This is a genomic window from Streptomyces formicae, from assembly GCF_002556545.1.
GTDB classification, from domain to species: Bacteria; Actinomycetota; Actinomycetes; order Streptomycetales; family Streptomycetaceae; genus Streptomyces; species Streptomyces formicae_A.
In genome coordinates, this window is record NZ_CP022685.1 from 7,427,924 (window position 1) to 7,449,571 (window position 21,648).

16 protein-coding genes are annotated in these 21,648 nt (G+C 73.3%); 11 read left to right on the forward strand and 5 right to left on the reverse strand.

What is annotated here, in order from left to right:
- Positions 1–4 precede the first annotated feature (4 nt).
- Entirely contained in the window at positions 5–1,204 is a 1,200-nt protein-coding gene (locus tag KY5_RS32330) for a cytochrome P450 (protein WP_098245528.1), read from the reverse strand.
- 143 nt (positions 1,205–1,347) lie between these two features.
- On the opposite strand from KY5_RS32330, the gene KY5_RS32335 reads away from it, so the two are divergent.
- From KY5_RS32335 to KY5_RS32385, 11 genes are all read left to right on the forward strand, one after another.
- Positions 1,348–2,055 (forward strand): TetR/AcrR family transcriptional regulator, encoded by a 708-nt coding sequence (locus tag KY5_RS32335; protein WP_159072641.1) that lies wholly within the window; start codon positions 1,348–1,350, stop codon positions 2,053–2,055.
- 38 nt (positions 2,056–2,093) lie between these two features.
- The gene (locus KY5_RS32340) at positions 2,094–5,321 is read left to right on the forward strand and encodes an NACHT domain-containing protein (protein WP_098245530.1); all 3,228 of its coding nucleotides are present in this window, start codon (positions 2,094–2,096) and stop codon (positions 5,319–5,321) included.
- Between the two features lie 147 nt (positions 5,322–5,468).
- Complete coding sequence (locus KY5_RS32345; protein ID WP_098245531.1) at positions 5,469–7,550, forward strand: hypothetical protein; 2,082 nt, start codon at positions 5,469–5,471, stop codon at positions 7,548–7,550.
- Between the two features lie 6 nt (positions 7,551–7,556).
- Complete coding sequence (locus KY5_RS32350; protein ID WP_098245532.1) at positions 7,557–9,155, forward strand: ABC transporter substrate-binding protein; 1,599 nt, start codon at positions 7,557–7,559, stop codon at positions 9,153–9,155.
- A 120-nt stretch (positions 9,156–9,275) separates the two neighbouring features.
- Positions 9,276–10,073: an SGNH/GDSL hydrolase family protein gene (locus tag KY5_RS32355; protein ID WP_098245533.1), complete on the forward strand. Its 798-nt coding sequence runs from the start codon at positions 9,276–9,278 to the stop codon at positions 10,071–10,073.
- A gap of 9 nt (positions 10,074–10,082) precedes the next feature.
- A complete protein-coding gene (locus KY5_RS32360; RefSeq protein WP_098245534.1) occupies positions 10,083–11,345 on the forward strand; it encodes an acyltransferase family protein in 1,263 nt (420 codons plus the stop codon).
- Between the two features lie 104 nt (positions 11,346–11,449).
- Complete coding sequence (locus KY5_RS32365) at positions 11,450–12,211, forward strand: response regulator (RefSeq protein WP_098247603.1); 762 nt, start codon at positions 11,450–11,452, stop codon at positions 12,209–12,211.
- A gap of 8 nt (positions 12,212–12,219) precedes the next feature.
- Positions 12,220–13,722, forward strand: coding sequence for a sensor histidine kinase (locus tag KY5_RS32370; RefSeq protein WP_098247604.1), 1,503 nt, complete (start codon positions 12,220–12,222; stop codon positions 13,720–13,722).
- Complete coding sequence (locus KY5_RS32375) at positions 13,719–14,276, forward strand: GerMN domain-containing protein (protein ID WP_098245535.1); 558 nt, start codon at positions 13,719–13,721, stop codon at positions 14,274–14,276. The genes KY5_RS32370 and KY5_RS32375 overlap by 4 nt, the downstream gene beginning before the upstream one ends.
- 252 nt (positions 14,277–14,528) lie before the next feature.
- On the forward strand, positions 14,529–15,665 hold the full coding sequence (rsgA, locus tag KY5_RS32380; RefSeq protein ID WP_098245536.1) for a ribosome small subunit-dependent GTPase A: 1,137 nt from the start codon (positions 14,529–14,531) through the stop codon (positions 15,663–15,665).
- Between the two features lie 145 nt (positions 15,666–15,810).
- Positions 15,811–17,232, forward strand: coding sequence for a bifunctional transcriptional activator/DNA repair enzyme AdaA (locus KY5_RS32385; protein ID WP_098245537.1), 1,422 nt, complete (start codon positions 15,811–15,813; stop codon positions 17,230–17,232).
- Here KY5_RS32385 and KY5_RS32390 read toward each other — a convergent pair.
- The 4 genes from KY5_RS32390 to KY5_RS32405 all read right to left on the reverse strand — a co-directional run bounded on the left by KY5_RS32390 (position 17,208) and on the right by KY5_RS32405 (position 21,596).
- Positions 17,208–17,576, reverse strand: coding sequence for a PPOX class F420-dependent oxidoreductase (locus tag KY5_RS32390; protein ID WP_098245538.1), 369 nt, complete (start codon positions 17,574–17,576; stop codon positions 17,208–17,210). The two genes, KY5_RS32385 and KY5_RS32390, sit on opposite strands and share 25 nt — an antisense overlap.
- 29 nt (positions 17,577–17,605) lie before the next feature.
- Positions 17,606–19,933, reverse strand: coding sequence for a glycosyl hydrolase family 95 catalytic domain-containing protein (locus tag KY5_RS32395; RefSeq protein WP_098245539.1), 2,328 nt, complete (start codon positions 19,931–19,933; stop codon positions 17,606–17,608).
- Between the two features lie 93 nt (positions 19,934–20,026).
- Entirely contained in the window at positions 20,027–20,509 is a 483-nt protein-coding gene (locus KY5_RS32400; RefSeq protein ID WP_098245540.1) for a DUF456 domain-containing protein, read from the reverse strand.
- A gap of 85 nt (positions 20,510–20,594) precedes the next feature.
- On the reverse strand, positions 20,595–21,596 hold the full coding sequence (locus tag KY5_RS32405; RefSeq protein ID WP_098245541.1) for a helix-turn-helix transcriptional regulator: 1,002 nt from the start codon (positions 21,594–21,596) through the stop codon (positions 20,595–20,597).
- Between the last annotated feature and the right edge of the window lie 52 nt (positions 21,597–21,648).

The window sequence follows — 21,648 nt, forward strand, 5'->3', positions numbered from 1 at the left end:
TCTCCTACCACGCCACCGGGAGTTCGATCATTCCCTGGAGCGTGTCACCCGGCTTGAAGGGAATCTCGTCGGCGGGCACGGCCAGACGGAGGCCCGGCAACCGGTCGAAGAGGCTCCGCATCGCGATCTCCAGCTCGGCCCGCGCCAGGTTCTGGCCCAGGCACTGGTGGACGCCGAAGCCGAAGGCGAGATGGTGGCGGTTGGTGCGGTGCCAGTCCAGCTCCTGCGGCGTCTCGAAGACCTCGGTGTCGCGGTTGATGAGCGCGGTGGAGAAGACCACGCCGTCGTTCGCGGGGATGGTGCTGCCCGCGATCTCGATGTCCTCCTTCGCCACCCGCAGCACGCCGTCCGCGATGGACAGGAAGCGCAGCAGTTCCTCGACGGCGGCGGGCATCAGGGGCGGCTCCGCGTGCAGTCCCGCGCGCAGCTCCGCGAGCCGCTCGGGGTGACTGAGCAGCGTGAACGTACCGAGCGAGATCATGTTCGCGGTCGTCTCGTGGCCCGCGATCAGCAGGATCAGGGCGAGGTCGACCAGTTCCTCGGTGTCCGGCTCGCCCGACTCCCGCTGCCGCACGATCAGTTCGTCGAGCAGCCCGTCGCCGGGTTCGCGCCGCTTGGTCTCGATCAACGCGTGGAAGTACGCCTCCAGTTGGTCGCGGGCGTGCTGGGTGTCGTCGGCGCCCGGCCCGCGCAGCAGGCGGCTCGACTGCTCCTCGAAGAAGAGGTGGTCCTCGTAGGGCACCCCGAGCATGGCGCAGATGACCATGGAGGGCACGGGCAGCGCGAACGCGTTCACCAGCTCGGCGGGCGAGCCCTTCTCGATCATGTCGTCGAGGAGCCGGTCGACGGTCTCCTGGATGCGCGGCCGCAGTCCGTTGACGCGCTTGACGGAGAAGCTGGGGATCAGCATGCGCCGCTGTGCGTTGTGCAGCGGGTCGTCGACGCCGATCAGGGCGACGCGCTTGGTGCGGACGCGGGCGAAGCGCTCGGTGGGCGCGGGGAAGCCCTGGCTCTCGCGGTCGGAGGAGAGCCGCGGGTCGGCGAGCAGCGAACGGGCGGTCGAGTGGCCCGTGACGAACCAGACGGACCGGCCGTCGAAGAGGCTGACCTTGGAGAGCGGGCGGTCGTCGAGGAGCGGCTCGTACGCGGTGGGCGGGTGATAGGGGCAGGTGCGGTCCTGCGGGAAAGCGACTGATTCCGTCATGGATGTACCTCGCAAGCGAAGAGTCCCTTATCTGCCCTCATTGGATGCCCGGGGCATCTATCCGGTACACGGCAAGACCGGCCAGATCACCCGCACGGGACATCTGGCCGGAATCGCCCCCTCCGCTCAACCGGGGGGCGTCCGTGCGGCAGGTCGGCGGCCCTGCCGTGCCCGCCGCGCTCGGACTGCTCGACGAGAGCGGCCCCGACGGGGTGAGCGTGCGCGAGGTGGCGCGTCGCGCCGGGGTCTCGCCCGGCGCGCCGTTCCGCCGTTTCGCGGACCGCCAGGCGCTGTTGACGGCGCTGGCCGAACGGATTCCGGCCGACTGCGAAGCGTGGCGGATCGCCGCCGTCGAGCGCTCCGAGGGTTCCGCGACGCGCGCTTTCGGCCTCGGCTTCGTGCGCTGCGCGATCCGCCATCCGCGCCGGTTCCCACTGGTGAAGCCCTTGGTGTTCGGGCCCCGCGGACCGGCCGAACCGGACGCGCGGCTCACCGCCATCGAGACGGCGTTCACCGGGCTCATCCTCGCGGACCAGCGCGCGGGCGACCTGCGCGCGGGGGATCCGGCGGTGGTGGGTCTGGCCGGGCAGGCCCTTGTCCATGGCCTGTCCCGGATGATTGTCGACGGCTATCTGCCACCGGAGAGCGCCGAGCGGCTGGCCGAACAGGTACTGGACACCTTCGGCCTGGCCCGCCAACTCGGCACGCCATCAGGCCTCTGGGCGGCCGGAACGCGCGGCGGCCCACGGCGCGCTGCCCCTCGAACGGCGCGGCCGCCGGGCGGCCGACCGCTTCGCGCACCGCTCCGCGTGACCCTCTGCGCCGTAGCCCGGGACCCGCGCAGCCTCTAGGGTTCCCCCAGGCGGTCCGTGCGCGGATGGGGGCTTGGGTGGACGCGGGAACGGTAGGGCTGCGCATCGCGTCGTCGGTCATGGTGCCCCTGGTCAAACGGCTGCTGCTGCCGCCGAAGGGTCCCGGCGCGGAGTTCGGGGAGCGGCCCGTTCGGATCGGGCGGCTGCTGTCCTTCACCGGCGACCGGCGCACCCTCGGCGAGGCCGATCTCTACCAACTGGCAAGAGAGTTGGTGCGCAGGGCCGTGCGCGCCGCGGGCCCGCACGACCCGCCCATCGCGCCCGACGAACAGAACGCCGTCGGCTACGCGCTCGGCCACACCCTGCGCGCGCTCGGCGACCTCGACATGGACGACGTGCAGGCCTACGACCTCGGCCCCGAGAAGCTCGCCGCCGCCCTGGTGCGGGCCAGCGCCCCCGAGACCCGCGCCCTGCTCAGCGACGACGCGGCGCGGCTGCACGACCGGCTGCTCGTCACCGCCTGCCTGCACCTGGTGCACCAGTTCAGCCTCCGCCCCGGCTTCGCGGGCCGCACCCAGGTCGAGGTGCTCCAGCGACTCGGCCGTCAGCAGGAACACCTCGAACTCCTCCTGGAACGGCTGCCGTCCACCCCCGCGCAGGACACGGACTTCGAGCGCGGTTACGCCGACTACATCGTCGGCCAGCACAGCAGCCTGACCATCTACGGCGTCGACCTGCACGACCCGCAGAGCCACGCCTGGCCCCTGGAGACCGCCTACCTGAGCCTGGAGGCCGTGCCCGCCCGCGACCCCGTCGAACCCGTCCCCGGCCCCGGCAACGGAGACGCGGACGGGCGCGGAGCCGACCCCGACCTCGACTCCGAGCGCGCCGCGGGTCCCGTCGAGACCGTGCTCGCAGGACACGACCGCGTCCTGCTGCGCGGCGTCGCGGGCACCGGCAAGACCACGCTCGTGCAGTGGCTCGCCCTCACCACCGCACGGCAGGACCAGGTCCCCGGCCACCTGCCCCAGCTCCTGGGCCGGATCCCGTTCGTCCTGCCGCTGCGCACCCTGGCCCGCGACGACGCCGAACTGCCCATGCCGGAAGGGTTCTTGAGGTGGATCGGCTGCCCGCTGGTCGGCACCGAGCCCGAAGGATGGGCCGTGCGCGTCCTGTCGGCCGGGCGCGGCGTGCTCCTGATCGACGGCGTCGACGAGATCCCGGAGGCCGAGCGGGCCCGCACCCGCGCCTGGCTCACCAAACTGCGCACCACGTTCCCCGGCAACCTGTGGCTGGTCACCACGCGCCCCTCCGCGCTGCCCAGGGACTGGCTGGGCCGCGAGGGCTTCCAGGAGTACACCCTCACACCCATGCGGCCGGGGCACGTGCGGAGCTTCATCCGGCGCTGGCACGAGGCGGCGGGCGGGGGCGACGAGCTCGCGCAGTCCCTGCTGAGGTCGCTGCGCGCCAGCCCCGAACTGAGCCGCCTGGCCACCAACCCGCTGCTGTGCGCGCTGATCTGCGCCCTGCACCGCGAGCGCCGCGGCTTCCTGCCGCAGGGCCGCGTCGCGCTGTACGAGGCGGCCCTCTCGATGCTCCTCGAGCGCCGCGACCGCGAACGCGACCTGTACGGACGCCGGGCACCGAAACTGGACCAGAAGTCCGCGACCGAACCCCTCAAGCGCCTCGCGTACTGGCTGATCCGCAACGAACGCACCCGGCTGAAGAGGCAGGACGCCGTCGACCTCATCGAGCGGCTGCGGCCCTCCGTGCCGCAACTCGCGGGCGCCGGTACGGCCGAGGACGTGCTGCGGCTGCTCCTGGACCGCTCCGGACTCCTGCGCGAACCCGCCGACGACGCCGTGGTCTTCATCCACCGCACCTTCCAGGACTTCCTCGGCGCCAAGGCCGCCCTGGAGGAGCACGACATCGGGGCGCTCGTCGCGCACGCGCACCTGGACCAGTGGGAGGACGTCCTCCAGATGGCCGTCGCCCAGGCCAGGCCCGACGAGCGCGCCGAACTCCTCACCCGCCTCACCGGCCGCGCCGACCGCGAGCGGGACACCGCGGTCCGGGCCCGCCTGCGGCTGCTCGCGCTCGCCTCCCTCGACCAGGCCACCCGGCTCGACCCGGCCGTCCGCGAGACCGTCGAGGAGCGCGCCGCCCAGCTCCTGCCGCCGCGCAGCCTGCGCGAGGCGCGCGCCCTCGCCGAGACCGGCACGCTGCTGCTCGGCCTGCTGCCCGCCGCCGACACCCTCGAAGGCGACGCCGAGGTGACCACCGCCCACGCGATCTGCCGCATCGGCGGCGACGCGGCACTGGCCCGCCTGCGCGAGTTCCTGACCACCCGGCAGCCCGGGGTGCGCGCCCAACTCCTCGCGCACTGGGACCGGTTCGACACCGACGCGTACGCCGAGGAGATCATCCAGCCGCTCCTCGCCGCGGGCGCCGACGAGGCCGTCACCGTGCGCTCGGCGGCCGAGCTCAAGGCGCTGAGCACGCTGCCGGGGCTCGGACGCGTGACGTTGCAGGGCGACTTCACCGAGGAGGAGATCCTCGGCGCGCTCGACGCGGGACGCCTGCGCGAGCTGCGGCTGCGCGGCAACATGCGCCTGACCGGACTCGGCTTCCTCACCGCCTTCGGCTCCCTCGAAGCGCTCACGCTGCAGGGCTGCCGGACCATCAGCGACACCGCGCCGCTGACCGGACTGCCGAACCTGCGCCGCCTCACCCTCGCCGAACTGCCCCAACTGGAGCCCCTGGCACGGCTGTCGGCGTGCCCCCGGCTCGACGCGCTGATCCTGGGCGCCGAGGTGCCCTGGCGCGGTCTGCGCGACCTGCCGCGCCCCGAGGAGCTCCGGCTGCTCGCCCTGCCGCCGGACGCCGTCGAACTCGCCGACGTGACCCGCCTGGTGAGGCTGCGCGAGCTGCGGCTGCACAACGCCAGCGACCGCCTGCGCCCCGACGACTGGGACGCGAAGCTCGCCGAGCTGGGCGAGCTGCGGGTGCTGCGGCTCTCGAACGAGCAGCTCAGCCTGATGCTGTTCCCACCGGGCACCCCCCTCCCGCAGCTGACTCGCCTGGAGGTGCGGGCCCGCCCCGGCGCCGCCATCTCGCTGCGGCGGATCGCCCGGCGCCTGACGGGACTCCAGGAGATCCACCTGTCGCAGTTCGACACCGTCGAGCTCGGCCACCTCCGGGGCATCGTGGGCCTGCGCCGCGTGCAGCTCGACTATCCGGGCGAGGTGGTCGACGCCGACACGCTGCCCCCCGGCGCGGAACTCGTCGTACGCCCGCGCACCTGACGCCGAAACCGGTCCCGTACCGCGGGGATATGCCCAACTGCCTGCCCCGAGCGCTCTGGCCAGTGGATAGTGAAGGGAGTAACTTCACTGGCCCTCGGGTCGGTTGATCGGGGCAGGCGGCGAAGGACGGGAGCGGTTTCCAGCGAGATGCACACATCCGAAGCGCCTCGGCTGTACGCACGCGATCCGCTCCTGCACTCCCTCGTCCCCGGCCTCACAGGACTCGCCTACGCCAAGCGCGTCCGCGTGCCATGGGAGTACGACAAGGACCTGCCCGTGGTCCTGCTCACCGGGCGGCACGGCATGGGCCGCACCGCCGTGCTCGCCGCCCTTGAGCGGCACTACACGGGCCGCCTGCCCCTCGCCCACCTCGACACCGCCGCCTCCGGCCTCGTCGTGGAGCTCCTCGAAGAGCTGGTGTGCGCCCTCGCCCCCGACCTCGGCAGGCGGTTCCCGCTGCTGCTCCCCGGGCTCGTCGCGGTCGCGGGCGGCCACCGCGACAACGAACCCGAGCGGTCCCGGGCCGCCGCGCGCGTGGCCAGGCTCCTCGTCGCCTGCGCCCTGGAACCGGGCAGCCGCGCCGAGGTCGCCCAGACCTGGTCCTCGCGGGTGCGGGCCCGCCTGGAGGAGGCGTCGGGCAGGACGGAGACCGAAGGACCGCCGGGCGCGGCGCGCCCGCACCACGACCCGCACGCCGTCCACTACGCCGTGCTCGCCGAGTACTTCGAGCGGTACACGCGCGCCCGCAGCGCCGCGCCGCTGCGCCAGTGGTACGAGGAGCGCTACGCGGAGAGCGCGCGCAACGCCCAGGCGCCGGAGGGGCAGGACGGTCTCGTACGGCTCGCCGAGTGGTTCCACCGCGGCGGCGACTACCGGCGCGCCGCCGAACAGACCCTCGTGCACGCCTTCCTGGAGGACATCGAGGCGGCCCGCAGCAAATGGCAGCGGCTCAACCGCGACCCGCGCCCCCTCGTCCTGCTCGACAACACGCACTCCGCCGCGGGGGAGCGCCTGATCGACCTGATCCTCGAATACCGCGCCAGGCCCGAAGCCTCCCACCACGACCCGCTCGTGGTCGTCGCGACCCGCCTCGGCGACGCCCCGCCCGCCGCCACCGACGCCGTGCGCTGCGAACTGCCCGACCTGGTCGGCCCGTTCAGCTGGCGCCGCACCGGACACGCCCCTTCGGCGGGGCTGCTCGTGGTGCCGCTGACCCCGCTCAGCCGCGACGACATCCTGCTGATGCTGGACAGCGCTTCCGTGCCCCTGCACCCGTATCTCGCCTCCGCGCTGCACACCGTCACCGGCGGCCACCCGCTGGCCTGCGCGCTGCTCTGCGAAGCCGTCCTGACGCGGGCCGACGCCGTGGCGGCAGGGGCCCGCGACGCGGGACCGCTCGGGCCGCGCGACCTCCTCGACCTCACCACCGAGGACGGCGACCCCGTCAGCCGGGTCATCCTGGAACGGCTGCTGCCCGCCCAGCACCAGCGCCAGCGCCTCGTGCCGCTCTCACTGGCCAGGGACAGCACCGCCGCGCAGGCGCTCGCCGCCCATCTGCGCCTGGACGGCCCCGAACAACTGCCCGCGAACGCCGCCGCCGACTACCTGGAGTCCGAGCAGTGGCAGCACGAAACGCCGCAGGACCGCCCGCTGGCCGCCGACCCGCTCCTGCACACGCTCCTCGTCCACGAGGCGCGGCGCACCTCGCAGGGCAGCGAGTCGCGCCGCGGCTGGCAGGAGATCCACGGCTTCCTCAGGCGCCACCACACCACGCGCGGCGAGGACAGCGAGGCGGACGCGCTGCGCCACACGCTGGCGGCGGGTGACGCGCGCACGGTGGTGGCCGCGCTCTCCGAGGAGTACCACTCCGAGCAGGACAGGCCGAGCGCGCTGCGCTGGCTCGACTGCCTCCGGTACGCGGCGACCGCGCCCGCGCCGCCGTCCGCCGACTGGGCCGACGTGCGCGCCGCGACGGCCGCGGGCGCCCACGACGACCGCTACCAGGACATCGACGAGATAGACCGCTGCATCAACAGGCTGCTGCACGGCCTGTGGTACCTCTCCGACGCGCACGCGGAGCCGGAGGCCGACCTCTGCGACGACATCGGCGCCGAGCTCGCCTTCCTCTCGCTGCGGCACCAGACGTGGCGCGCGGTCCTGAGCCAGGCCGCCCGCACCTGGCCCGCCGCGGCCCGCGAGAAGCGCCCCCTGCCGCTGCCCGAACTGTGAGGAAGCATGCTCCTGAGCCGACTGAGGCGACGCCGCAACGGATTCGGACCGCTCGACAAGGCGATCGCCGTCGTGGTGCCGCTGGTCCTGATCGCGGTGGGCGTTGTCGTCTACCTCGCGCTGCGCCCCGATGACTGCGCGGGCGGCCTGGCCAAGCACGGCGGCGAGTGCGTGGGCGTCACCGAGGACGCGTTCGACGCCGATGACGACGTAGAGGGCCTGATCCGGGCGGTGGCGGACGAGAACGAGCGGGTCAAGCGCGCCTGGGAGTCGCCGGAGAAGGGCGAGAACCCCATACCGTACGGGCGGATCGCGCTGATGATGCCGTTCACGTCGGACGATTCGAGCGCCATGACCGCGGCGATGATCCGGCGCGCCCTCGCGGGCGCGCACGTCGCCCAGGTGCGGGCCAACAGCGCGGGCGGGCCGCACTACCAGCTCCTGATGGCGCACGACGGCAAGGACCTCGACCAGTGGCGGCCCGTCGTCGACGACCTCTCCGAGATCGCCGACGACCACGAGTCCCCGCTCGTCGGCGTGATGGGCCTGCCCAGCAGCACGCCGGAGACGCGCGACGCGATGAACTCCCTGAGCAGGCACCGCATCGCGACGGTCGGCCCGGTCATCACCTCCGCCGACATGAACGCCCCGTACTTCTTCAAGACCTCGCCGAACAACCAGATGATGGTGGACGCGCTCGACCAGCACCTCAAGAAGAACCCGGGCAAGAAGAAGGGCTTCCTCGTCTTCGACAGCCGCCCCGACGACGTGTACTCGCGCAACCTCCAGCGCCTCATGGAGCAGAAGTTCGACGCGGCGTACGGCCTGCGCAAGCGGTCCGCGTCCTTCCTCGGCTCCACGGGGCCCGCGGCGGGCATTCCCCAGCGCTTCCAGTCGGCCGCCCAGAAGATCTGCGTGACCGACTCCGACACGGTCTTCTTCGCGGGCCGCGACCAGGACCTGCCCGCCCTCGTCAAACGCCTGTCGCAGGAGCCCTCGTGCGATCACCGCACCCCCCTGCGCATCCTGAAGGTGGGCATCGGCCTCGAGCCGACGCTCACCACCGACGAGCTGACGAAGATGCTGCGCGAGACCAAGACCTCGATCGTGGCCGCGGCCTCCGTCGCCCCCCGCTGGGAGCAGCAGAAGAGCGGCGCCCCCGTCGGCCTCCGCGACTTCCTGCCGGTCTTCGACAAGCTCCACAAGCGCTTCGACTTCGGCGCGAAGCCGCTCGACGACGGGTACGCGATCATGTACCACGACGCGTTCATGCTGCTGGCCAACGCCTTCGACCGTTCGTTCACCGACGCCAACGAGGGCCGCGGCGGCACGGAGAAGTCCCCCTCCCCGTCCGGCACGCCGACCAAGGACGACGTCTACAACACCCTCATCGACGCGAGCATCGTGGACACCGGCGAGACCACGCGGTGCATCGGCTGCCTGCGCGGCGCCGCGGGCACGTACGGCTTCGAGAAGTCCTCGGACACGGAGCAGTGGCCGGTGTGCAAGCCGGTGCCGGTGATCGAGTACCCGACGCCCAAGGGCGGGGGGTCGCTCGGTTCGTACCGGACGTTCCAGAAGACGTTCAAGAACGGGTGCCCGTAGGGGGCGGTGGAGGCTCCGTGTGACGGGGGTGATCGCCGCGTATGACGGCAGTGCCCCCGGTACGTGATGAAACGATGACGGCGCCCCCGACCAGCGGTTCCGGGAGTTTCGCTGGGCGGCATGAACAACAAGAACACCACCGCCGATTCCTTTCCGAGCCGTTCCGTCCGCCGCCCCGCCGCCCTCGCCCTCATCGCCGCGGCCGGTGTGGTCGCGCTGGCCGCCTGCGGCGGCGGTCAGCCCTCCGGTGAGCAGTCGTCCGACGCGCGGAAGAACGCGAAGGCGCCGACGGTCCTGTGGATGGGCGACTCCATCGCCGAGGCCGAGGCCCCGGCGCTCGGCGCCGCCCTGAAGGCGGGCGACGCGGACTTCACCTCCATGGCGGCCGCCGGTGGCGGCGGCGTCGTCGGTGAGATCGCCAAGCCCACCTGGGGCCAGCTCGCCAAGGAGCTGAAGTCCGCGAAGCCGGACGTCGTCGCCTACCAGATCACCACCTACGACTGGGGCACACCGGACGAGCAGCGTGCCGGGTACGAACGCCTCGCGAAGCAGGTGAACGAGGCCGGTGCCGACCTCGTCATCGTGTCCGCGCCGCCCTTCAAGATCGACGACTTCTACAAGCCGCACGCCGCCGAGATCAAGACCGCCCCCAAGTCGGCCGAGGAGGTCGCCGACAAGAAGGAGGGCAAGGTCCGCTTCCTCGACGCGGCCGCGCTGTGGGGCACCGACCACGCCGCGCCCAAGGCGCAGCGCAGCAAGGACGGCATCCACTCCTGCCAGCAGGGCTCGGCCGCGTTCGCCCAGTGGCTGACCGGCGAGCTCGGCAAGCGGTACTCCTTCGAGCCCGCGCCGCTCGACCGGTGGGCCACCGGATCGTGGACGGGCGACAAGGTGTACGCCCCGCTCGGCTGCAAGTAGTCCGTGCCGATGCCTACGCCCGTACACCTGCCCGCGCGTGAGCCCGGGACCGCGCCCGCGCGCCCCGCCCGGCGCCACATCGCGCCCCTGGACGGCCTGCGCGGTCTCGCCGTCCTCGGGGTGCTGTTCTTCCACGCGGGACACCTCGGCGGCGGATTCCTCGGCGTCGACCTGTTCTTCGTGCTGTCCGGGTTCCTGATCACCGGGCTGCTCCTGGCGGAGACGGCGCGGACCGGCCGCGTCGACCTCGTGGCCTTCTGGGGGCGGCGCGCGAGGCGCCTGCTGCCCGCCCTCGCCGTGACCGTCGCGGGGACGCTCCTCCTGGTGTGGGCCTTCGGCTCCGCGTCCCTGCTGCGCCTCGGGCTCGACGACGCGCCCTGGGTGATCGGCAACGTCGCGAACTGGCACTTCATCGCCGACCAGGTCGGCTACTGGGACTCCGCCGACACCCGCGTGTTCAGCCACCTGTGGAGCGTCGCCGTCGAGGAGCAGTTCTACCTCGTCTGGCCGCTGGTGCTCGGCCTGCTCGCGACGCGCGGCGGGGCAGGGGGAGCGCACGGCCGGTCACGGGGGAGCGGCCGGGTCGCGGTGGTGGCCGCCGCGGGCGCCGCCGTCTCGCTGGCGCTGATGATCGTCCTCGTCGATCCGGTCGACACCACGCGCGTGTACGAGGGCACGGACACCCGCGCCTTCTCGCTGCTGCTCGGCGCGCTGATGGCGACCGGGCCCGCGGCTCGCCTCCTGGCCCGCGCGGGGCGCCGCGCCGCGCACTGGGGCGCGTGGGTCCTGCTCCTCGGCATCGGCACGTCCTGGGCGCTGGCCGACGGGCAGAGCTCGCCCTCCCTGTTCCGAGGCGGACTCTTCCTGCACGCACTGGCCGCCGCCCTGCTCATCGGCTGCCTCGCCCAGGCGCCGGAAGGAAGCGCGGGACGGCTGCTCGGCAGTGCGGTGCCGCGCTGGTTCGGGCGGATCTCCTACAGCCTCTACCTGTGGCACTGGCCCCTCTACGTGCTGCTCGGCGAGGAGCGCACGGGACTGTCCGGCTGGGGCCGCACCGCCCTCGTCGTCACCGTCTCCATTGCGGCCGCGGCGGCCTCCACGTACCTGGTGGAGAACCCCGTCCGCTTCCGGGCCCGCTGGGCGCACGGCCGCACCGGGGCGCTCGCGCTCGTCGCCGCCCTCGCCGCGCTCGTCGCCCTGTGGGCCGCCATCCCCGCACCCACGGCCGGGGCGGGATCGGTGGACGTCACACGGCTCACCACGGGCCGTTGAGTCCGTCACACAGCGGCCCCGGCCGCCCCGCGTCCCACGCGCGGCGGCCGGGAGAACGTACAAAGGGCAAGGACATGTCCAGAGGGAAAGCGGTGCGCGTCGCCATGTCACGAGTTCTGCTGATCGAGGACGATCCCGCCGTGCGGAAGGGGGTGACGCTGGCGCTGCGGCGCCGGGGGCACGAGATCGAGGTGGCGGGGAGCGGTGAGACGGGCCTGCTCGCCCTCGACCGCTTCCGGCCCGACCTCGTCCTGCTCGACCTGATGCTGCCCGGCATGTCGGGGCTCGAGGCGTGCCGCAGGATCCGCGAGACCCGGCAGCTCCCGATCATCATCCTCTCCGCGCGCGGGGACGACGTCGACCTGGTCGTCGGCCTGGAGGCGGGGGCGGACGACTACATCGTCAAACCGGCGAGCGGCGAGGTGATCGAGGCGCGGATGAAGGCGGTCCTGCGCCGCGTGGTCCCGCAGGACCCGGCGGCGGGAAGCGGGCCGCACGGGCGGGACGGGCTGCCCCACGTGGAGACCCACGGCGGCCTCACCGTGGACCGCAACGCGCTGCTCGTCGCCAAGGACGGCGGTGAACTGGTGCTCGCCCCATCGGAGTTGAAGCTGCTGCTCTTCCTCTCCGCCGCACCGGGCCAGGTCTTCAGCCGCCAGCACCTCCTCGAACAGGTCTGGGAGCACAGCTTCTACGGCGACGCCCGGCTCGTCGACGCCTGCGTCATGCGGCTGCGCGGCAAGATCGAGGACGATCCGCGCAAGCCGGTGTACGTCCAGACGGTGCGGGGGTTCGGGTACCGCTTCGGGCCGGTGCCTGCCGGGCCGGATTCCGATGGGCCCGGGCCTGCCGGGGGCGGGGCGTGAAGGTGAGGATGCCGCGCGGGCTGCGGGTCCGGCTGGTCGTCGCGTTCCTCGCCGTCTCGGCGCTCAGCGCGCTGATCACCGCCGCCCTGACGTTCCGCGAGGCCCGGTCCGCGATCATCGACCGCACGCAGGACAGCGCCGTGCACGACCTGCGCGCCCAACTCGAATCCCTCGCGCCGGACCTGCCCTTCCCGCCCAGCACGCAGGACCTGCGCAACTTCACCCTCCAACTGGACCGGGCGGGGGGTTCCCGCGCCTGGCGCACCGCGGCCGCCTACCGCGACGGGCCCCTGGTCACCGCCCCGGGCACCGAGCGGCCGCCCGCGGTCCCTGCCGCGCTGCGGGAGGCCGTGGGGGAGCGGGGCGGCACCGTCACCCAGCGCACCACGCACGACGGCGCCCCCCGGCTCGCCATCGGCATGCCCGTCGCGTACGCGGCCGCCACCGGCGGGGACGCCGACCCGGGGAAGGCGTCGGGGCTCGTCGTGTACGCCGAGTTCTCCCTGGACGACGACAAGGCCGACATCGACGCACTGGTCACCGCCGCGCAGGCGGGCGCCGTGCCCGCGCTCGTACTCGCCCTGGTCCCGGCCCTGTTCGCGGCCCGCAGGGTGCTGCGCCCCGTCCGCGGGCTGCGCAACGGCGCCGAGCGGATCGCCTCCGGCGAACTCGGCACGCGCCTCCCGGTCACGGGACACGACGAACTCTCCGACCTCACCCGGACGTTCAACACGATGGCGACCACCCTGGAGAAGGACGACGCCGAGCTGCGCCGCATGGAGGCCACCGCCCGCCGCTTCGCCGCCGACGTCGCGCACGAGCTGCGTACGCCGCTGGCTGCCATGGCCGCGGTGACCGAGGTGCTCGACGAGGACGCGCACAGCGGGGCCCTGCCCGTGGACACCGCCGACGCGGTGCTCCTGATCAGCGACGAGACCCGCAAGCTCGTGCGCATGGTCGAGGACCTCATGGAGGTCTCCCGCTTCGACGCGGGCGCCGCGGCGCTCCACCTCGACGAGGTCGGCCTGCGCACGCTCGTGACCAAGACCGTGCGGCTGCGCGGCTGGTCGGAGCCGCACGGGCAGGTCGTCGTGGAGGTGCCCGACGACATCCGCGTCCGGGTCGACCCCCGGCGGATCGACGTCGTGCTGGCCAATCTGATCGGCAACGGGCTGCGGCACGGGGCCGCGCCCGTGGTCGTACGCGCGCGGCTCGACCAGGCTCCGGGACGTACCGCCGCCGTCGCCATCGTCACCGTCACCGTCACCGACCACGGCCCCGGCATCCCCGACGACGTACTCCCGCACGTCTTCGACCGCTTCTACAAGGCGGACGCGGCCCGCGCCCGTTCCGAGGGGAGCGGCCTCGGCCTGGCCATCGCCGTGGAGAACACGCGCCTGCACGGCGGGTCGCTCACGGTCGCCAACTCCCCTGGCGGCGGAGCCGAGTTCACGCTCGTGATCCCGCTCCCGCTCCCGCCCCACGATCCCGAAGAAGGGGGACGGTCGTGACGGCAAGGGCACGCACCGGGCGCAGGTCCCGGAGGATCCTGGCCCTCGCTCTCCTGCTGTCCGCAGCGGTGACCGGCTGCGGCATCAGCGCCACGGGGCCCCAGCAGGCGGGTGCGCCCGCCTCCGGCATCCAGCGTCCCGGCACCAGCGCCGAGTACGCCCGCCTCTACTTCGTGGGCCCCTACGGTCTGCGCTCCGCGTCCCGCCCCACCGACCGGCCGCTTGGCCCGCAGCAGGCCCTCGACCTCCTCCTCGAAGGCCCCACCGGCGCCGAACGTGAACGCGGTCTGATCAGTGAAGTCCCGCCCATGCACGGCCGGTTGAGCGCCACCGCGGCCACCGACGCGGTCGACGTCTATCTGCCGCTGACCATCAGGGACCTCCAGGTCGCCGCCGTCAGCCAGCTCGCCTGCACCGCCGCCCACGCGGACGTCCCCGGCTCCGGGCCCCCCACCGAGGTCAAGGTCCGCTTCCACGAGAACCTCGGCGGCTCCGACTCGCCCTGGACGGTCCGGTGCGACGCCAGCGGCAACGCGCTGCCGGTCCCCGAATAAAACCGGTGGCGCTCCGGTCGGAGTGCTGGCTAGTCTCTGTCGTGTTCTTCGGCGACCGGTGGCGGTCGCCGTCAGTCGAGTGCGATCCGCGTGTGATCCAGGAGGTGTGAACGATGGCTGTCGTTGCGATGGGCGCTGCCCGCATCCAGAACTCCGTTCATCTCACCTCCGTGGTCTCCGGCTGACCTACCTCTTCTTCCACGCGTCCGGTCGACGCGTGCGCCGGGGGCCACCCTTGTGAAGGGTCACCCCTTGTCTTCCTCTTCCTCTTCCTCTTCTTCTCGCACGTCTTCCCTCCCGAGTCCGGCTTCCCCGCACCCGCTCGCCCCGTACGGCTGGGACGCGGACTGGGAGGCCGAGTTCGCCCCGTATGCGGCGCAGGGTCTGCTGCCCGGACGGGTGGTCCGCGTCGACCGAGTGCAGTGCGACGTCATCACCACCGAAGGGCCCGTGCGGGCCGACACCGAGTTCGTCACGCCGCGCGACCCGCTGAAGGTCGTGTGCACCGGCGACTGGGCCGCCGTGGACCCGGACGGCGGCGACCCCCGTTACGTACGCGCGTATCTGCCGCGCCGCTCCTCCTTCGTACGCTCCACCTCGTCCAAGCGGTCCGAGGGGCAGATCCTCGCGGCCAACGTGGACCACGCGATCATCGCGGTGCCGCTCACCGGCGACCTCGACCTCGGGCGCATCGAGCGGTTCCTCGCGCTCGGCTGGGAGTCGGGCGCGCAGCCGGTGGTCGTCCTCAGCAAGGCCGACCTCGTGCCGGACGCCGTGACGCTCGCGCACCTCGTCCAGGACGTGGAGACCTCCGCGCCCGGCGTGCCGGTGCTGCCGGTCAGCGCCGCCGAGGGGGACGGCGTCGACGTCCTCGCCGCGGTCGTCTCCGGCGGTACGTCGGTGCTGCTCGGGCAGTCGGGCGCGGGTAAGTCGACCCTCGCCAACGCGCTGGCGGGCGCCGACGTCATGGAGGTGCAGGCGATCCGTGACGTGGACGGCAAGGGCCGCCACACCACGACCACCCGCAACCTCCTCGTGCTGCCCGGCGGCGGGGTCCTCATCGATACGCCCGGACTGCGCGGCGTCGGCCTGTGGGACGCAGGGACCGGCGTCGGACAGGTCTTCTCCGAGATCCAGGAGCTGGCCGAGCGGTGCAGGTTCCACGACTGCGCGCACGGCGCCGAGCCGGGGTGCGCGGTGCTCGCCGCCGTGGACGACGGCGTGCTGCCCGAACGGCGCCTCGACAGCTACCGCAAGCTGATGCGGGAGAACCAGCGGATCGTCGCCAAGACCGATGCGAGGGTCCGTGCGGAGCTTCGGCGGGAGTGGCGGCTCCGCGGGGCGGAGGGGAAGGCGGCGATGGAGGCGAAGCGGGGGCGTGTGCGCTGAGTGGTGAGGGGCGGTGGGGCGGTGGGGCGCTGCGGGTTCGTTCGGGCTGAGCGCGCAGTTCCCCGCGCCCCTTGCGGGGCGCGCCTCGCCCCTCCTCAGCGTCGTGTCCGAATTCCGCCAGCCGACGTGCTCGTCCCGGCACACAATGGATGGCGTGATCGATGCAGAGACCAGGTACGAGGCCGTGCGCAGCCGGGACGCCCGGTTCGACGGGGAGTTCTTCTTCGCCGTCGAGACCACCGGGATCTACTGCCGTCCCAGCTGCCCCGCCGTCACCCCCAAGCGTCAGAACGTCCGCTACTACACGACCGCGGCCGCCGCCCAGACCTCCGGCTTCCGCGCCTGCCGCCGGTGCAGGCCGGACGCCGTGCCCGGCTCGGCCGAGTGGAACGTGCGCGCGGACGTCGTGGGGCGCGCCATGCGCATGATCGGGGACGGTGTGGTCGACCGCGAGGGCGTGCCGGGGCTCGCCGTGCGCCTGGGCTACAGCGCCCGCCAGGTGCAGCGCCAGCTCACCGCGGAGCTCGGCGCGGGCCCGGTCGCGCTCGCCAGGGCGCAGCGCGCGCACACCGCGCGGGTGCTTCTCCAGACCACGGACCTGCCGATCACGGAGATCGCGTTCGCCGCGGGGTTCGCGAGCGTCCGGCAGTTCAACGACACGATCAGGGCGGTGTACGCGCTGACGCCGACCGCCCTGCGCGCCGCCGCGCCCAAGCGCGGTACGGCCAGGGCGACCCCCGCCGCGGGCATCCCGCTGCGCCTCGCCCACCGGGGTCTGTACCAGGCAGGGGCCGTCTTCGACCTGCTCGCCCGCGAGGCCCTGGACGGCATCGAGGAGGTGACGGGCGAGCCGGGCGACCGCACCTACCGGCGGACGCTGCGGCTGCCCTACGGCACCGGCATCGTGGCCGTCAGGGAGGCGGTCCCCGAGCCCGCCGCGGGCGCCGGGTCGAGCGCCGACGCCTTGCACCGCGGCGGCTGGCTCGACGCCCGGCTCCACCTCGCCGACCTGCGCGACCTCACCACCGCCGTGCAGCGCCTGCGCCGCCTCTTCGACCTGGACGCCGATCCGTACGCCGTCGACGAGCGACTCGGCGCCGACCCTCGGCTGGCCCCGCTCGTCGCGGCGCGCCCCGGCCTGCGCTCGCCGGGCGCCGCGGACCCCGAGGAGTTCGCGGTGCGCGCCCTGGTCGGCCGCGCGGCCGCCGAACGCCTCGTGGCGCGGCACGGCAAGGCGCTCGACGCGGCGTGCGGCGTCCTCACCCACGTCTTCCCCGCCCCCGAGGACCTGACCGGCGAGCCGGGACCGCTCGGCGCCCTGGCCACGGCCCTCGCCGCCGGCACCCTGCGCCTGGACGCGGGCGCCGACCGCGACGACGCGGAGGCGGCCCTGCTCGCCCTGCCCGGCATGGACGCGCCCACCGCAGCCCTGATCCGGATGCGCGCCCTCGGCGACCCGGACGTGGCACTCCCCGGCACCCCCGAGCCGACCCCCGACACCTGGCGCCCGTGGCGCTCGTACGGCCGCTGCCACGTGGCCCTTCAGCGATCGAGCCCCCAGCTGTGAATCCACTCCGGATGCACCCGGATCAACTCCTCGCTGAAGTGCGGGCCCAAGTCATGGGGGCCGGTGAGGAGTTCGGCCCTGCCGCGGATCTCCACGCCGCGGACCCGCCACGGGGTGACGCTGACGATGTCGTCCACGACCAGGGACACCTTCGGGTGCGCCTGGAGGTTGCGCCACTTCTTCGTGGTGGCCAGGGCATGGCCGCCCACCAGGATCGTGCCGTCCGCCTGCGGGAAGAAGCCGACCGGGTTGGCCTGCGGCTGACCCTTGGGATCGACGGTCGCCATGCGGGCAAGGCGTTGGGAGGTGAGGTACGCGCGCTCGGCTTCGCTGAATCGGGTCATGGCGCGAGCCTCGCACGCGCGCCGGGACGTCAGCGGCCCGGCATCCCCCAGCGGGGCGCGGGGCCGTTCGGCTCGACCGGGGTGATCCGCAGGTCGGGGTGTTCGCCCTCGGTGGTGATGAGCGCGGATCCGCCCCGTCGGAGCGTGACCTCGATCGTGCCGTCGCCCGCGTCCTCGTACCGCAGCGGCCTGCCCCGCGCGTCCCGCACGTCGATCGGGCCCTGGATGCCGTGCCGTACGACGCAGGGCGCCCCGGCCTCGCTGACCAGCCGCACCCACCGGGTCGTCCCGCCCTTGCGCACCGCGCTGAGCAGGAACGCGCCTTGGGCGCGGAAGCCGTGCACTGTGAGGTCCGCCCACGCGGCGGGGAGCGCGGGGAAGACGCGGATGACGCCGCCCCAGGACTGGCACACCATGTCGTGCAGCGACTGGGCCGCGGACAGCGGGGTCTCGATGACCGGGCCCGACTCCTTGTACATGGTGTTGGCCTGGATGAAGCGGGACATGAGCTGTTGCAGGTACGTGAGCGCGTCCTCGCCCTTGCCGAGCAGCGCCGACATGGAGGCCGCGCCGGTGAACGTGTAGCCCTGCAGGGCGCCTTCGAAGCCGACCCAGTGGGCCAACGACCGCTCGATCAGGGCGCGTTCGTCGGCGGTGCGCCCCGTGACCTCGTACAGCGGATAGACCGCGAGCAGGTGGGAGTAGTGGCGGTGGGACTTCGCGAAGGGGAGGTCCGCGCCGATCATGTAGCCGTTCGCGTCCGTCGGGTACGGCGTGAGCCTGTTCAGGACGTCGCGCCAGCGCGGCGCCGACTCGTCGTCCACGCCGAGGAGTTCGGCGGATTCGAGCAGGGTGCGGCAGCCCCACTTCAGGAGCATCAGGTCGTAGTTGCAGTCGCGCGTGTTGCCGCCGTACTCGGGCGAGAACGTGGCGGGCAGATGCAGTTTCCCGTCGGGGCCCGGCGCCAGGAAGTGCAGGTAGTAGGCGACCGCCTTGCGCAGGAGCGGGAAGAGGACGTCGCGCAGGATCGACTCGTCCATGGTGTGGCGGTAGCTGAGCCAGACGTTGTGCAGGGCCCAGGTCAGATTGCCGACCTCGGGCGTCGGGGGGTCCTGGCCGGGGACGCCGACGCCGTAGCCGCCGTCCGCGACCGCCGCGCCGTTCACGAGGGACGGGTCGGTGGTGCGCGGGATGCCGAGCGAGTCGGTGCGGTAGGCGGGCGCCACCTCCTTGGTCAGGTTGTCGCGGAATTCGCTCAACGCCCTGGTGAGGGCGTCGAGTTCGAGGTGGTTGGAGCCGTGGATCAGCCAGTACTCCAGCTGCGCGTTGAGGTTCCACCAGGTGTTGGGCCACGGTGTGGGCTCCAGCCAGGGGCCGCACGTCGCCATCACGGGGGCGTCCCTGCGGGCCGCGGCAGCCGCCTTGTAGAGCTGGATCCAGTAGAAGCGCTGCATCCGGGCGTCGGGCAGGGACAGGAAGCTCTTGCGGTAGAAGGCGTCCCAGCGGGCGCGGTGCGGGTGGGCGAGTTCGTCGTACGAGAGCGTCGAGGCGCTCCGCACCGCGCGCAGTGCCCGGTCGAGGGCTGTCGTCCGTGGGTGCGAGTGCGCCACGTTCACGTACAGCGTCCGCCGCCCGCCCCCGCGCCGCTCGCGCCACGCCGTGACGTACTGCCCGCCCGCGCGCAGCGCCTGCACGGCCGCCGAGACCCCGCCGTGCTCCGCGACCTCCGCGGGCGGATTGCCCTCGTATCCGGCGGGCACGGGCTTGAAGGCGGCCCGTGGGCTGATCGAATCCGCGGGGTGGAAGACCCACCGGAAGCCGCGCTCGCCCGCGCTCGGGGTGACCTCGACGGCGAGCACGGAGCGCGCGTCGTGCACCAGGGCGCGCAGCGTCAGCGTGCCCCTGTCGGTGGTGAGGGTGCCGGTCAGCTCGGCGTCCCGCAGCCGCAGGCGCCAGTCGAGGGCGGTGACGGTGCCGACGGGCTCCAGGGTGAAGTGGCCGATCGGGAGCCTGGCGAGACCGAAGAGGGAGCCGAACTCGGGGCGGTGGTCCTGCACCTCGGAGTGCTGGACGTTGAAGCGGATCGCCTTGCTCTGCGCGCCGGGTTCCGCGTAGATCCCCGACCCGAGGAAGCCGTTGCCGAGGAAGGGACCCTCATACCAGGTCTTCGGCATCTCCCGCCAGACGAGGTCGGCGTCGTCGAGGACGGTGCGCCAGGGGTCGCCGCCGCCCGCGGGCCGTGCCTGTGCCCGTGCCTGTGCGGGCAGCGACCCGCCCGCGGCCAGCGCGCCGCCCAGCGCGGTCCCGGTGGCGAGCACGGTTCTTCTGGACGGGCTCGGCATCGCGCCTCCAGTCATCGGAGCTATTCTTCGCCGAAAGCTAGAGATGGCCCGTGAGTACGTCAATGAGGCGGACGAAATCCGTCATAGATCCGATGTGAGGCGCGCGGCTCAGCCCCAGAAGACCGCGCCGATCCACGCCCCCACGATCAACAGGCACGCGAACAGCTCGGTCAGCACGCTGGTCCCGCCCATCCGCATGGCCGTCCGCGTCGCCGTCACCGCCTCGCCGTGTCCGCCGAGGCGCAGCCGCTCCCCGGTGTAGATCCCGCCGATGAAGCCGGGGATCGCCCCGATCAAGGGCAGCACGCAGAAGCCGAGCAGCGCGCCCGTCCCGGCGAAGAACGCCATCCGGCGCGTCGCCCCGCTCTCCCGCAGCCGTCGCGGCGGCAGCTGCCAGCGGACGGCCTGCGCCGCGAGCAGCACGACGCTCGCGCCGACCAGGATGCTCCAGGCCAGCCCGTTGGGGTCCTGCAGCGCCCACCACAGGACCGCGGCCCACACCAGCCACGGCCCCGGCACGCCGGGCACAAGCACTCCGCACAGGCCGAGCAGCATGACCACGCCGACCAGCAGGAGTTCCCACGCTCCCATCTGCCAAGCGTGCAGGAGATCGACCGAAACCGCAGGTCACGTTAGTCCTGGGGCGGGCGCGGATCAGTCCTGGGGCGGGCGTGGCTCAGTCCTGGGGCGGGCGCGGGCGCCGTGCCACCCAGTCCCTCTCGTACGCGTGCCAGCCCAGCTGGAGCCGGGTGGAGACGCCGGTCAGCTCCATCAGGCGCTTCACCCTGCGCTGCACCGTACGCAGCCCCAGATCGAGCTGTTTGGCCACGCTCGCGTCGGTCAGGCCCGCCAGGAGCAGCGAGAGGATCTCCAGGTCGGTGCCGTCGGGCGCCTCGGGCGCGTCCTCGGCGAGCATGCCGTCCTCGCCGATGCGCAGCGGCAGCGCGTCCCGCCAGACCGCCTCGAAGAGCCCGGCGAGCGATTCGAGCAGCCCGCTGGCGTGCACCACCAGGGCGGCGGGCTCGGCGGTGCGCGAGGTCAGCGGCACCATCGCGAGCGAGCCGTCGGCGATCACCAGCTTGGTCGGGACGCGGTCCACCACCCGCACCCGCTCGTCGCGGCCGATCGCCGCCGACAGCTCGGTCAGGCCCGTCGGCAGGTCGAGGACGGACCGCTCGACCACCACCCGGTAGCTGACGCCCCGGCCCGCCGCCTGCTCCTCGGCGCTGTTCTCCATGCCGCTGACCGCGATGGGCCTGCCGGTCACCAGGGCACACACCTCGTCGCTCGCGCCCAGCTGGAGCTGGAGGAAGCGCTGCGAGACGGCGGCCGCCCCGGTGACCACCTCGACCAGGTCGTGGACGGTGGGCTCGGCGGCCTGGGCACGGTACTCCTCGGCGAGCAGGGTGGCCGCCAGCTCCGCCTTCTCCAGCTCGTGCCGCTGCTGGGTGAGCAGCGCGCCGAGCGCGACACCGGGCGGCGCGGCCACCCAGCGGCCCGCCCTGCCGGACGCCTGCGCGGCCAGGCCGTGCCGCTCCAGGCGGCGAAGGGCACGCTCGGTCTCCGGCTCGCCCAGGGTGAGCCTGCGCGCGAGATCGGACACGTCGGCCGCGCCCACCGACACCAGCGCCCGGTACGCCGATTCGTGCGTCTCGTCCAGACCGATCGCAGCCAGCATGCGGCGACGTCCCTCCCCACGGCTCGTTCCTGCGGCGCCGTGGCGGAAAGCG